The sequence below is a fragment of the Amycolatopsis sp. genome, assembly GCF_036008905.1.
GTDB lineage: Bacteria > Actinomycetota > Actinomycetes > Mycobacteriales > Pseudonocardiaceae > Amycolatopsis.
The window spans coordinates 50,501-63,265 of record NZ_DASYMU010000142.1; the positions used below are offsets into that span (position 1 = coordinate 50,501).

11 protein-coding genes are annotated in these 12,765 nt (G+C 68.1%); 5 read left to right on the top strand and 6 right to left on the bottom strand.

The genetic code is table 11. The annotated features are described in order from the left end of the window. Positions 1–345: 345 nt before the first annotated feature. A complete protein-coding gene (locus VGP60_RS24715; RefSeq protein WP_327550462.1) occupies positions 346–2,004 on the bottom strand; it encodes a DolP-mannose mannosyltransferase in 1,659 nt (552 codons plus the stop codon). 413 nt (positions 2,005–2,417) lie between these two features. On the opposite strand from VGP60_RS24715, the gene VGP60_RS24720 reads away from it, so the two are divergent. Further along, positions 2,418–3,803: a HAMP domain-containing sensor histidine kinase gene (locus VGP60_RS24720; RefSeq protein WP_327550463.1), complete on the top strand. Its 1,386-nt coding sequence runs from the start codon at positions 2,418–2,420 to the stop codon at positions 3,801–3,803. A 21-nt stretch (positions 3,804–3,824) separates the two neighbouring features. Here VGP60_RS24720 and VGP60_RS24725 read toward each other — a convergent pair whose 3' ends face one another. Together VGP60_RS24725 and VGP60_RS24730 are read right to left on the bottom strand one after the other, a co-directional pair. Then, positions 3,825–4,502, bottom strand: a complete 678-nt coding sequence (locus tag VGP60_RS24725) for a response regulator transcription factor (RefSeq protein ID WP_327550464.1) — start codon at positions 4,500–4,502, stop codon at positions 3,825–3,827. Between the two features lie 132 nt (positions 4,503–4,634). Beyond that, positions 4,635–4,940, bottom strand: a complete 306-nt coding sequence (locus VGP60_RS24730; RefSeq protein ID WP_327550465.1) for a hypothetical protein — start codon at positions 4,938–4,940, stop codon at positions 4,635–4,637. Positions 4,941–5,236: 296 nt separating this feature from the next. Here VGP60_RS24730 and VGP60_RS24735 point away from each other — a divergent pair, with 296 nt between their 5' ends. Further along, positions 5,237–5,800: a phosphodiester glycosidase family protein gene (locus tag VGP60_RS24735; RefSeq protein ID WP_327550466.1), complete on the top strand. Its 564-nt coding sequence runs from the start codon at positions 5,237–5,239 to the stop codon at positions 5,798–5,800. A gap of 401 nt (positions 5,801–6,201) precedes the next feature. On the opposite strand, the gene VGP60_RS24740 is transcribed toward VGP60_RS24735, so the two are convergent. After that, the gene (locus VGP60_RS24740) at positions 6,202–7,665 is read right to left on the bottom strand and encodes a DHA2 family efflux MFS transporter permease subunit (RefSeq protein ID WP_327550467.1); all 1,464 of its coding nucleotides are present in this window, start codon (positions 7,663–7,665) and stop codon (positions 6,202–6,204) included. Positions 7,666–8,359: 694 nt separating this feature from the next. On the opposite strand from VGP60_RS24740, the gene VGP60_RS24745 reads away from it, so the two are divergent. Then, on the top strand, positions 8,360–9,229 hold the full coding sequence (locus VGP60_RS24745) for a glycoside hydrolase family 16 protein (protein ID WP_327550468.1): 870 nt from the start codon (positions 8,360–8,362) through the stop codon (positions 9,227–9,229). Between the two features lie 156 nt (positions 9,230–9,385). Here the strand turns inward: VGP60_RS24745 and VGP60_RS24750 are convergent, their stop codons facing one another. Further along, on the bottom strand, positions 9,386–10,375 hold the full coding sequence (locus tag VGP60_RS24750) for a helix-turn-helix transcriptional regulator (protein ID WP_327550469.1): 990 nt from the start codon (positions 10,373–10,375) through the stop codon (positions 9,386–9,388). Between the two features lie 113 nt (positions 10,376–10,488). On the opposite strand from VGP60_RS24750, the gene VGP60_RS24755 reads away from it, so the two are divergent. Both VGP60_RS24755 and VGP60_RS24760 read left to right on the top strand, forming a co-directional pair. Then, positions 10,489–10,956 carry a VOC family protein gene (locus VGP60_RS24755; RefSeq protein WP_327550470.1) on the top strand — a complete coding sequence of 156 codons (468 nt, stop codon included), beginning with the start codon at positions 10,489–10,491 and terminating at the stop codon, positions 10,954–10,956. Positions 10,957–11,013: 57 nt separating this feature from the next. Continuing rightward, positions 11,014–12,066 carry an aldo/keto reductase gene (locus tag VGP60_RS24760; RefSeq protein ID WP_327550471.1) on the top strand — a complete coding sequence of 351 codons (1,053 nt, stop codon included), beginning with the start codon at positions 11,014–11,016 and terminating at the stop codon, positions 12,064–12,066. Here the strand turns inward: VGP60_RS24760 and VGP60_RS24765 are convergent. Beyond that, on the bottom strand, positions 12,049–12,765 hold a 717-nt coding region (locus tag VGP60_RS24765), incomplete at its 5' end, for an AMP-binding protein (RefSeq protein WP_327550472.1). The two genes, VGP60_RS24760 and VGP60_RS24765, sit on opposite strands and share 18 nt — an antisense overlap.

Below are 12,765 nucleotides of genomic sequence, written 5' to 3' on the forward strand. Positions count from 1 at the left end.
CGGGAAAGTCCTATATGGATGGTCATCAGGGGCGCTTCTGGGGCGTGACCGTATTGGTCAAAACGGGGCCGTCCACGACCCGGGTTTGCCGACTGGGGGTCATATGGCGGAGGCAGCTGCACTGTGACGATCGTATTGTCTGACGGTTCCTGTTCGGACCAGATGCCTCGATAGTGGCGTCTATTTACGCGCGAACCGGAGCCTGCAATGTTCTGCGTTTGGTTATCGATTACTCTATTGGTTCCGCGCTGGTTCTTCGTCCTATCGCGCATGCGCCGGATTTCGAATCATTCGGTGCGGGGAACGCTCCGGAGACCGGGAGTCGGTGGGTGTTGGCCTGCTCGTCTATTTCGTTGTCGGCGGTAGGTGGTAGGTCTGTCCGTGTGCTGTGACGATGATGTGGAGGTCGGTGGTGCCTGGGGGTGCGACGGCGTGCCATCCGGTGGCGGCGGCGCTGGGGTGGTCGAGGCCGGTGATCCCGCCGCCGACGATGGTGCCGGTTCCGTCGGTGACGAGGACGCAGTCGGCCGCGGTGCCTGATATCGATGCCCAGCCGGAGAGAATGGTGTCGGGCGCGAGTGGGGTGTCGATGGCGCCGTGGTCGGTGCCGGGTGTGGATGGTGCGGGGAGTGGGGTGGTGGCGAGGGGGAGTTGCCCGCCGAGTTCGTGTCCGTCGCAGCCGAGGGTGAAGTCGTCGGTGAACGGGTAGGCGCGCAGCGCGGTGGCGGCGGGGATGGCGGAGGGCTGGATGTGGAGTGTGTTCAGCGCGTTGGGTGCGTTGACGCGCAGGGCGATCGCGGCGAGTCGCAGCGGGGCGTAGTCGCGTTGGACGGCGGCGGCTTTCGCGCCGCCGATGGCGTGGGTCACGAGTGCGAGGGTCATGGTCATGGCGACGATGTACCGGGTGGGCCACGCGGGTCGGTGCAGGGTGATCAGGACGAGTACCGCGCAGGTGGCGAGTGCGGCGACGATGACGTAGCGGCTGATGAGGCCGACGTTGCCGCCGGGGACGCTGCTGGAGGTGCGCCCGAGGGCGAGCATGACGGCCAGGGCGAGGGCGTAGGTGCCGAGTCCGATCCAGCCTGCTTCGGCGGAGGCAGCTGTTCCTTGTGCGGTACTGCGTTGGATGGTCGTCGTGGCGAGCAGCGCGAGGGCGGTGATGGTCAGTCCGCCGGCGATGACGGCGGGGAGGGCGAGTTCGGCCGACCAGAGTCCGCCGACCGCCGCGGCCATGGTGGACAGTCGGCCGTCGGGGTCGAACGCGGTGCTGGCGAGGGAGTGCTCTCCGGATGGCTTGGTCGCGAACCAGAATCCGAGCACCAGCACCCCGATCGCGGCAGGCATCGCGACGGTGAGACGTGGTGCGCGGCGTAACCACAGGACGACGGCGAGAGCGAACCAGACCGGGAACGCTGCTCCGAAGCACAAGCAACCCAGTGCCGCGGCGAGGTAGGACAACACGGGTTGCCCGCGGTGGGCGAGGGCGATGGCCAGCACGCTGAAGAACACCGCGGGTAACCAGCTGATCCCGTTGGTGGCCTGAACCCAGAGCTCCATCGCGTGCGAGGACAGGACCAGAAAGGAGAACCCCGCGCCCAGTGCGGCTTTCTTGATCGGCGTGAGGGTGGTCGGAAGCATGCTGACGAGCAGTGCCACCACGGCGACAGCCAGGAGAACGGTCAGCAGGGTCAGCACCCGGTTGTCGCCGCCGAACCACGCGGCGTCGGCCCAGAACAGCAGCGACGGCACGACGAACGGCTGATCCAGGTGATAGGTGAACAGCTGACCGGGAATCAGCGAGCCGTCGTCGTCGGTGATCTTCGCGAGAACGTGCCAGTAGTCCAGCAGGACGTGGACCCGCGGCGCGCGTGCGGCGGCCATACCGGCCAAGGCGACCGGGATGATCGCCGTGGCTGCCAGCAGCCAAGCCCGCCACGTCACTCGCCGAGGGGGAGCGGGATCGAAGTCCAGGGTGCCGGACTGGGTTTCGTCGGCAACGCGCATGAGTCCCACCGTGGATCACTTCCCGCTCGATGCTGACAGGCTCTACCGGATTGGTTGAAGAGTGATCTTTGGCTGCGCCCCAGCGCAGAGTAACCGTCGTCGCGGACGCCTTCGACGCCAGTCGCATCCCCTGCGATGCGCGCCGAAGGTCGGTGGTTGTCCGACTTGCGGGAGGCAAAGGCAATGTGTGGTCGGTGTGAGGTGTGTCGCAGATTGTGGCGGGCCACATACGTAACGTCGTGCTGCTGTCGCAGCGATGATGCCCACGATGGGTCGGGGCCCCGTCCGTAGCTTGCGCCGCGGTGCTCGCCAGTGATCTGACCATGAACGCCGCCACCCGCTACCCGGGTGCCGGGGCCGGTCGGGGGATGATCAGGGAAGTAGCGTTTCAATCGACGATGGGGTGAAGACCGGTGAGATCAGCCATCGCCCGCTTTACGGGCAGCGTGCGGTGGCGTTCCACCTTCGCGGCCGTCGTCGTCACCGCGGTCGCGCTGGGTGGCGCCGCCCTGGTCTTGCTCTTGTCCTTGCGCGCCACGGCGACCACGACGGTGCTGCAGCAGGTGCACCAGCGCGCGTCCGAGGTCGCGGCACAGCTCACGAAGGAGGGACCGGCCGAATTGGCCGGCGTACTGGATGTGGCTCCGGACGCATCCGGCGTCACGCAGGTGATCGGTCCTGATGGGACGGTGGTCGCCCATAGCGTGAGCGCAGGCTTCACACCGATGAGTTCGTTGCGGCCCCCACCTGGCCAGCAGGCCGAGTTGCGTGACACCGTGCTCTCGGGCGAGAACGACGCGGCGTCGGTGGCCGCGATCGGCGTGCGGGTGTCGGGGCAGGACTACGTCGTGCTCGCGGCACAGACACTGGGTTCGGTACGCGACACCATCGAGGTCGTGTCGATTGTGCTCGGCGTGGGCTTTCCGTTGCTGTTGCTGGTGGTCGGCGTGACGGTCTACCGCCTGGTCGGCCGCGCACTGGCGCCGGTCGAAGCGATCCGGGCGGAGGTCTCCGCGGTCCAGCAGGCCGACCTGTCGCACCGCGTCCCGGAGCCGCGTGGCCAGGACGAGATCGCCCGGTTGGCCAGGACCATGAACGCCATGCTCGAACGCCTGCAACGCGCTCAGCGGTCCCAGCGCCAATTTGTCGCCGATGCCAGCCACGAGCTCCGAAGCCCACTCGCCACCCTGCGTACGCACCTGGATCTCGCGTCCGTGACCGGCGGCCGGCTCGACGATGTCGCTTCCGGCGCGATGTCGAGTGAGCTCACCAGGCTCTCCGGGCTGGTCGACGACATGTTGCTGCTCGCCAGGGCCGACGAGCGCGGGCTCTCCTTCTCACTGCGAGAGGTGGATCTTGACGACGTGCTGGACGCGGAGCGGGTGAGGCTTGGGCAGACCACGGATCTTCAGGTGCCGGCGAGCATCGCTCCGGTCAAGGTCATGGGCGATCGTGCCCAGCTGACGCGGATGGTACGCAACCTGACCGACAACGCGGCGCGGTACGCGAAAAGCTCCGTGCGGCTCGTGCTCAGGGTCGACGGCGCCAAGGCGATCCTCGAGGTGTCGGACGACGGCCCCGGAATACCGGAGCAAGAGCGGGAGCGGGTGTTCCACAGGTTCGTACGGCTGGACGACGCTCGCTCGAGCGGAAGCGGCGGCCTCGGCCTGGCCATCGTCACCGAGATCGCCGCCGCGTACGGGGGATCGGTCCGGGTGGGCGAGGGACCGGACGGGACCGGTGCCCTGCTGGTGGTCGAACTCCCCGCGGTGATCATCGCTGAGACAGCGGAGAGCTAGGTCTTGTTCGCGGTATCCGCCCTAGCCGCCGTCGCCGGCCAGCCGGTAGCCGACACCGCGGACGGTTTCGATGCCGTGCCGCCCGAACGGCTTGTCGATCTTGTGCCGCAGATAGCGCACGTAGACCTCGACGACATTGGAGTCACCGTCGTAGTGAGCGTCCCAAACCCCGTGCAGGATCTCGGTACGAGTCAGCACGTCCCCGGCGCGGCGCAACAGGAACTCCAGCAGGCCGAACTCCCGTGGTGTCAGTTCGATCGTGACGTCGCCGCGCCTGACGCGGCGGGTCGCCGGGTCGAGCAGGAGATCACCGGCGGTGAGCACCGGCGGTCGCTGCGGGGTGGCACGGCGGACGAGCGCCCGCATCCGGGCGAGCAGCACCACCATGGAGAACGGCTTGGTCAGGTAGTCGTCCGCGCCGAGTTCGAACGCATCCGCCTCGTCGTACTCGCCGTCCTTCGCGGTCAGCATGAGCACCGGCGTCCACACTTGCCTGCGGCGTAATTCCTCCAGCACACGGTAGCCCGAAAGCCCGGGCAGCATGATGTCCAGCAGCACAACGTCGTAGCGTCCGCCGGAAGCCATGCGCAGCCCCGAAATCCCGTCCGCCTCGACGTCGACCGCGACATGCTCGGCGAGCAGCCCGCGGCGTACCGCGTCGGCCAGCAGCGGCTGGTCCTCCACGAGCAATACGCGCATCGCCCCCGTCCTCCTTACCGTGTCCGACTCCAGGGTCCTCGTGGTGCCTGAGAGCGCGCTGAGTGCGGGCCCGCCAGGAAGGCGGGCCCGCACCCGGTCTCAGGGACGACCGGTCAAGAGCAGAACCGGTACCTACTTACCGGTCGGGGTGTCTGCGTGGTTGCCTTCGTCGCCGGTGGCCTCGTGCTGGATGTTGTCGGTCTCCGGCGCGCCGGGAGCTTCCGCGGCATCGGGAACCTCGGCGGCGGCACCGGGGGCGTCGGCGGTGTCACCGGGCTCCGGCGCATCCGGCACGGCTGCCACGGCGGGCTGAACCGCGACCGGGGCGGGGGCCGCGGGGGCGGCCTGGTTCGTGCTGGCGAGAGCCGTGCCGGTGCCGACACCGCCGATGGCGAGCGCGGCGAGAGCGGCTACGACGAGCTTCTTCTTGGCTTGCACAAATCCTCCTGATCACAATCCCGGTGTCGGTCACCGGTAGGACCGAGGTTGCCTCCGCAGCACTGGCAAGATCGTGAGAACAGATGAGAGCACGCTGAGAAAACCGATGTGACATAGGCTTGTCGCGGTAGCCCGTCGAACATTGGCCAGCCGCTAACTTTCGATTTCCCGGCCGCCCACCTCGCGGGCTTTACCGTCGGATATGACGAGCAAACCGGAGTTCGCCGGGGACCGCGTTGCCGGGCGAGGGGGTCTGGGTTCCGGGCGCGCGGACGGGGTGGCCGGGAAGCGCCCACGTGCCGCAATCGCTGCGGTCGAGCCTGCTCGCGACCTTCAACTCCGGCTTCAAGCTCGCCGACACCAGTGGCGGGTTCTACCTCGGCGGGCGCGTGGCGAGGCCGTTGCAGGACGGGATCGCGTCTCTCGTGATCGGCCGCAACGGAACGGTCTCGATGGCACAGTGGGGCCGGGACGCGACGATGGGTCCGAACATCGCCGCGTCCCGGCAGAACCTCGGACTGGTGGTCGACAACGGAAAGCCGGTGCCGGGCCTGGCGGGCAACCCAGCCGGGCAGTGGGGCAGTGCCAGCAACCAGTTCCAGTTCACCTGGCGATCCGGTATCGGCACCGACTCGGCAGGGCACCTGATCTACGTGGGTGGCGCACAGTTGACGCTCACCACGCTCGCCGACGTGATGGCGCGAGCCGGGATCGTGCGCGGGATGGAACTCGACGTCCACACCGGCGTGGTCGCTTTGACGCCCACTTCGGTCAGGAGTCACGTCGGCACCTTAGGGATACGCGAGCTCGGCGCATTCGCGCAGTGGTGTGAAGCAAAGGCCGCCATTCTTGAAGGCTGACGCGGGAAACGGCCGCTGCCGCCCGTTCCCTGGACATACTCCTACACGCCATCGCCCGCGGCTCGGTGTCCAGACGGCTATCATCACGCCGACCACGGGGTTCGCCGGCCTCCTGGATCGAGGGAATGGCCCCGGCCGTGCCGCAGCTGGCGGGGCTCTAGGAGACTGCTGAACAAGGCGGTTTCGCGGCCGGCCGCTGCTCAGCTTCTTCACGATGACGTTGCGGCGCTTGTACTTTCGTTGGCCACAGCGGAGATGGCTTTATCGCGGAGAGCGGGTGCTGAGCTGATTATGGGGGCTGTGGTCCGGAGCCCGGTGGACGTGGCTGTCTGGTTTTCGCCGATGAAGATCAGCCGCCCGGTTTCCATCCGGGTCAGAACCACGTCGACTCCTTTCCTTGTTCAGTGAAGTGATGGTCGCGCGTCGGTACGTGACGATGGTGTGGGCTCGGTGCGGCGGACGAAGAAGGCCGTGATAACGGCGAGCACCCCGATGCACCCTGAGACGACGAACGCGGCACGCAGTCCCGTGACGTCGGGGGCGCCGGATGGGGCGGAGCTGGCCAGTGCGGTGACGGTGACGAACACGGCGGTGCCGAACGCGCCGGCGACCTGCTGGAGGGTGGAGAGGATGGCGCTGCCGTGCGAATGAAGGTGGTCGGGCAGGACGCCGAGTGACTCCGTCATCAAGGGGGTCATCATCAGACCGAATCCCACCATGAGCAGGACGTGGATGCCGATGACCGCCAACAGCGACGAACCTGCGCCCAGAATGGCGAACAGCCACAGCGACAGGGCCATGGCGAGTGCGCCGGGGATCACCAGCGGTCGCGCACCGACGCGGTCGAACAGCACGCCGACGGGGCGTCCGAGCAGGCCGAGAGCCAGGCCTCCGGGCAGGACCGCCAGACCGCTGACGAAGGTGCTGGTGTGCAGGACGGTCTGCAGGTAGAGCGGCAGCAGAATCGCCGAGATGCCCAGCAGGCACACGAACAGCAGGGCGGTCAGGATGAGGGCGACCACGAAGCTGCGGTACCCGAACGGGCGCAGGTCCAGCAGCGCGCGGTCCTGGCGCTGCAGTCGGGTTTGGCGCCACACGAAGACCACCAGCGCGGCGGCGCCGACGGCCACGGGAACCCACGCCGGCAAGGATGTCTGCGCGGCCCCGGACTCCCCGAAGGCGGACAGGCCGTAGAGCAGTCCGCCGAATCCCACGGCCGAAAGCAATACCGACATCAGGTCCAGTCGTACCTTCCGCACCGTGCTGTCGAGGCGCAGCCAGACAGCTCCGACGATGAGCGCGGCCACCGACAGTGGCAGGACGATCCAGAACATCCAGCGCCAGTCCAGGGAGGAGAGCACTGCCCCGCCGATGGTCGGGCCGATCGCGGGGGCGACGGCGATGACGATGGTGATCGTGCCCATGGTCGCGCCGCGGCGCGCGACCGGTACGAGCCGCATCACCGAGGTCATCAGCAGCGGCAGCATCACCGCGGTACCACACGCCTGTACCACCCGGCCGGCCATCAGCACCCCGAAGGTCGGTGCGAGGCCGCTGATCAGCGTGCCGAGACTGAACATGCTCAACGAGGCGAGGAAGATCCCTCGTGGGGTGAAGCGTTCGAGCAGGAATCCGGTTGTCGGGATGACCACGGCCATCGTGAGCAGGAATCCGGAGGTGAGCCACTGCGTGGTCGAGGTCGGGATGTCGAAGTCGACCGACAGGTCGCGCAACGCCACACTCAAGATCGTCTCGTTCAGGATCATCACGAAGGCGGAGACGACCAGGACGCCGATCAGCAGCCCAGAGCGCGGCGGCGCGGAGCTTTGCTCGGATGAGGTGGTCGCGACATTCGCGGTGGACATGAGACTGGTTCCTCGCAAGGGGTGATCGGGCGCAGGGCTCGGTTGTATCGGGACGACGTGAGGCGGGCGTTCAGCAGCCGGTGTGTCCGGCTGCCGTCATATGCCGACCACACTCGCCATGGTGGGGGCTGACGATGGCACTGACTCGATCGCCAAGTCGATATGCCCATCCGCTCGTTCTTAAACCGACATCTGTCGGGCACCCTTCCCTCGCAGTCTAACTTTCAGCGGCCGCACGACTGTCCGGAGCTCCGTTGATCGCCGTATCCGGCGATCTCGGGGGCTGGAAGCCGCGCAGGATCTCGATCTTGCCGGTGCCGGGGTCCAAGGCCACCCGGAACCACTGGGCGTTGAACGCCACCGAGCGTGGAGAACGCCGAAATGGCCGTCCGCACCGCGGTTGCCGATCTCTTGCCCGGACGACTCGAGCGACTCCGAGCGCCCATGCCCAGTGTCACGGCTTTCAAACCCATCTCGTCGAATACTGCCCCGGTTTACCCTGCCGAACCGATATCCAGGCAGCTTGCCTTGACCGTGAGCCGAAACAGGGCCAACTCTGGATCGAATCAGCTGGTACACCAGCGGGTTCCCGGTCCCATCGACAAAAAGGCGGATCATGCAGCGAGGCGGCTCTGCGCGACGGACAGGTATTCGCAGGTATTCCCTGCGAGGTTTTTTGATGGTGATGATAACGTTGTCAATCTCCTTCGCGACGACGCTGGCCGGGGCACCGGCTCAGGCAGCGGGCGACTGGACCACGGTCTTCCAGGACGATTTCGACGGGCAGGCCGGAACCGGCGTGAACCAGGCCGACTGGCTGTACGACCTGGGCACCGGTTATGCCGGCGGCGCCGCGAACTGGGGCACCGGTGAGATCGAGACGGCGACGAACTCCACTGACAACGTGTATCACGATGGTGGCGGGCACCTGGTGATCAAGCCGATCCGGGATGGCGCGGGCAGTTGGACGTCAGGCCGGATCGAAAGCCAGCGCACCGACTTCGGGGCGCCGCCCGGTGGCCAGATGGAGATGAGCGCGACGCTGCGGCAGCCGAATCCGGAGAGCGGACTCGGGTATTGGCCGGCGTTCTGGGCGATGGGGGCCGACGCACGCCCGGTCGGCGCCACGAACTGGCCCAGCATCGGCGAGCTGGACATCATGGAGAACGTCAACGCGCTGAGCGAGCACTCCACCACATTCCACTGTGGACAATGGGCCGGCGAGTGTCACGACCCGGACGGCATCTCCAGTGATCTGCAGGACTGCGCGGGCTGTTTGACCGGCTACCACACCTATTCCGTGGTCGTCGACCGCCGCGACGCCGCGGCGGAGGAACTGCGGTTCTCCCTCGACGGTGTGCAGACCTTCGCGGTCCGGCAGAACCAGGTGTCCGACGCGACCTGGAAGGCCGCCGTGGATCACGGGTTCTTCGCGATCTTCGACGTCGCGATCGGTGGCTCGTATCCGAACAAGGTCTGCGCCTGCACCTCCCCGGGCGCGGGCATCACCTCCGGCGCGGGGATGAGCATCGACTCGTTCTCGGTCAAGGTGAGCAACAGCTGACGAAAAACCAAGGACGGCCGCCTTCCCGAAGGGATTCCGGGGAGGCGGCCGTCCTTGGCTGCCGACCGTGATGCCGTTCCGCGTCCGGGCGGCTGCTCGACGACGAGCAGATACGCGGGATCGCCGTCCGGCTGGAGGGCAAGATGGTCAGCTGCCCTATCCGGTTTCCGCGGCGCGGCCGGCGCGGCGGGACAGGTCGGCGAACGCCGCACGCAGCTCCGGCGGGGCGATCACCTCGATCTCGGTGTCGAAGCGGGCCAGCGCCGCGGCGAGGGCGGCCCAGGACCAGGACCCTGTCGTCAGCCTGGTCCGGGCGGTGCCGAGTTCCTCGACGACGCCGTCGCCGGCGAACGGGGCCACCTCCGCCGTAGGCAGGCCGAGGATCACCTCGCCGCGGCAGGGCCAGGTGTCCGTGCTCTCGGAGCCCTTGAACTTGGCCGACAGGAAGACGGCTATGTCGCCGCCGGGCACTTCGCGGGGAGGGAACCGCGGTCCGTTCGGGACACGCGGTGTCATCCGGTCGGCGCGGTAGATCCGCCAGTCTTCGCGCTCGGGATCCCAGCCGACCAGGTACCAGCGTCCGGCCCGGACCACGAGATGGTGTGGCTGCACCCGGCGGGGCGCGCGCGGTTCGGTGTCTTCGGGGCGTCCCGGCGAACGGTAGTCGAACCGCAGCTCCTCCCCAGCGCGGACGGCGGCGCTCAGCGTGAGCAGGACACTGGTGTCGACCTGGGGATCGGCACCGCGCCCGGCCGCGCTGATCTCCAGGGCGTCGACGCGCTGCCGCAACCGGGACGGCAGGACCTGGCGCACGGTGGCCAGCGCCCGCGCGGCCGCCTCCTCTATGCCAGCGCCCGTCCCGACGGCGATCCGCAGCGCCACCGCGAGCGCGACCGCCTGCTCCTCGTCGAACAGCAACGGCGGCATCTGGCGGCCCGCTTCGAGCCGGTAACCGCCATCGGGTCCCTTGACCGCCTGGACGGGGTAACCGAGCTCGCGCAGCCGGTCGACGTCCCGGCGCACTGTCCGCTCGCTGACGGCCAGCCGTCGGGCGAGCAAACCTCCCGGCCAGTCGCGGCGGGCCTGCAACAGGGACAGCAGCGACAGCAGCCGGCTGGAGGTCGTCGTCGACGAAGCGAGTGGCATGTCTCCAGAATGCCACGAATAGCGGACGTTCCCTGGCCGGTACTGCTGACACCGTGGTTCTTGTCGCCGGAAGCCTCCGGTGACAAGAACCGCTCGTGAAGGACCGGAACACCATGTCGCTCAACGCAGTCGCCCACCTGAACTTCCATGGCCAGGCCCGTGAAGCCCTCGAGTTCTACCAGTCGGTGTTCGGCGGGCAGCTCACCGTCGCCACCTACGCCGACTTCGGGATGCCCGCCGAACTGCCCGGCGCCACGAACGTCGTATTCGGCCAGGTCGTCGCCGACAACGGCTTCCGGGTGATGGCCTACGACGTACCCGGCCAGGCCACGCCGGCCACGCCGGGCACGCCCACCACGCGCCGCGAGAACGGCACCACGATCACCAAGGAGCCGTTCTTCCTCTCCGTCCGCGGCGAGAGCGTCGACGAGGTCACCCCGGTGTGGGAGGGCCTCGCCAAGGGCGCGACCGTGATCGAGCCGTTCGGCCCCGCTCAATGGGCGCCCGCCTTCGGGATGCTGGCTGACCGCTTCGGCGTCACCTGGATCGTCGATGTCGCGGCCGAGTACACCCAGGCCTGACCTTGTCCACGGGGATGCGACCGCCGGCCGCATCCCCCACCACACAGGAGAAACCCCATGCAAACCCGCCCGCTCGGCCGCACCGGCATCCAGGTCAGTGCCTACGCCCTGGGCACGATGATGTTCGGGCCGCACGGCAACCCCGATGCGGACGAGTGCGTCCGTATCGTCCACCGAGCCCTCGACGGCGGCATCAACGTCATCGACACCGCCGACGTCTACGGCGGCGACGGCGAATCGGAGAAGATCGTCGGGAAAGCGCTGCGCGGCCGCCGTGACGACGTCGTCCTCGCCACCAAGTTCAACGGCCCGATGGGCCCCGGCCCCAACGAGTGCGGGAACTCCCGCCGGTGGATCGTCACCGCCGTCGAAGCGTCCCTGCGCCGCCTCGGGGTCGACCATATCGACCTCTACCAGGCCCACCACCCCGAACCCGGCACCGACATCGAGGAAACTCTCGGCGCGTTGAGCGACCTGCTCCGCGCGGGCAAGGTCCGCGCGATCGGCCACTCGAACCTGCCCGCGTCGGAGATCGTCGAAGCCCAGTGGGTGGCCGAACGGCGCGGGCTGGCCCGCTTCCGCTCCGAGCAGCCGCACTACTCGATCCTCAACCGCGGGATCGAACGTGAGATCCTGCCGGTCTGCGAGCGCTACGGGCTGGGTGTCATGGTGTGGAGCCCGCTGGCGATGGGCCTGCTCGCCGGCCGTCTTCGCAAGGGCGGCGCGGAAACGGCATCGGCCGGCCGCCTGCACTGGGCGCGGCGGCACATGACCGACGAACGCAAACTCGACGCCGTCGAAGCCCTCGTCCCGGTCGCCGAACAGGCCGGACTGTCGCTGCCCCACCTCGCGTTGGCGTTCGTGACCGCCCACCCCGCGGTCACCTCGGCGATCATCGGCCCGCGCACGCCCGAACAGCTCGACGACCTGCTCGCGGGAGCCGGCACTCTCCTCGATGGTGACGTGCTCGACCGCATCGACGAAATCGTGCCGCCGGGAACCGACGTCGGACCAGTCGACGTGGCCTACGTCCCACCCGCGCTCGCGCAGTCGGAGCTCCGCCGACGCGTTCCCTGCGCGGCGCGATCGGTGTCAAGAATCGGTCAGTGAGTCGCGAAGTACGTGCTTTTTGATCTTCCCGGAACCGGTGAGGGGGAATTCGGTGACGAAGCTCCAGACCCGGGGTGTTTTGTGGGGCGCGAGATGCTCGCGCACGTGGGCGAAGAGTTCGGCTTCACCGGTGGTTTCGCCGGGGGTGAGCCGGACGAAGGCCGCCACCTGTTCTCCCCATTCGGGGTCCGGAACACCGACCACCGCCACCTCGTCCACGGCCGGGTGATCGAGCAGGACGTTTTCGATCTCGCGGGGGTAGATGTTCTCACCACCACGGATGATCATCTCCTTGACCCGTCCCTCGATCCGGAGATAACCGTGCTCGTCCATGGCGGCGAGGTCGCCGGTGTGCAACCAGCCCGCCGGGTCGATGGCCTCGGCCGTCTGGTCGGGACGGTCGAAGTAGCCGGTCATCACGTGGTACCCGCGGGTGCACACTTCGCCGACCTCGCCGCGGGCGAGCACGGAGCCGGTGGCGGGGTCGGTGATCTTGATCGCGCAGCCGGGCAACGGCCTCCCGAGCGTTTCCGCCCGGTTCTCGGGACTGTCGTCGAGACGGGTCATGGTGATTCCGGGGGAGGCCTCGGTCTGCGCGTAGACGATGCTCATCGGCACGCCCAGCGCGGACTCGACGCGCCGGACCAGCTCGGGCGGGACCGTCGCGCCGCCGGCGAGGGCGTAGCGGACGGACGAGAG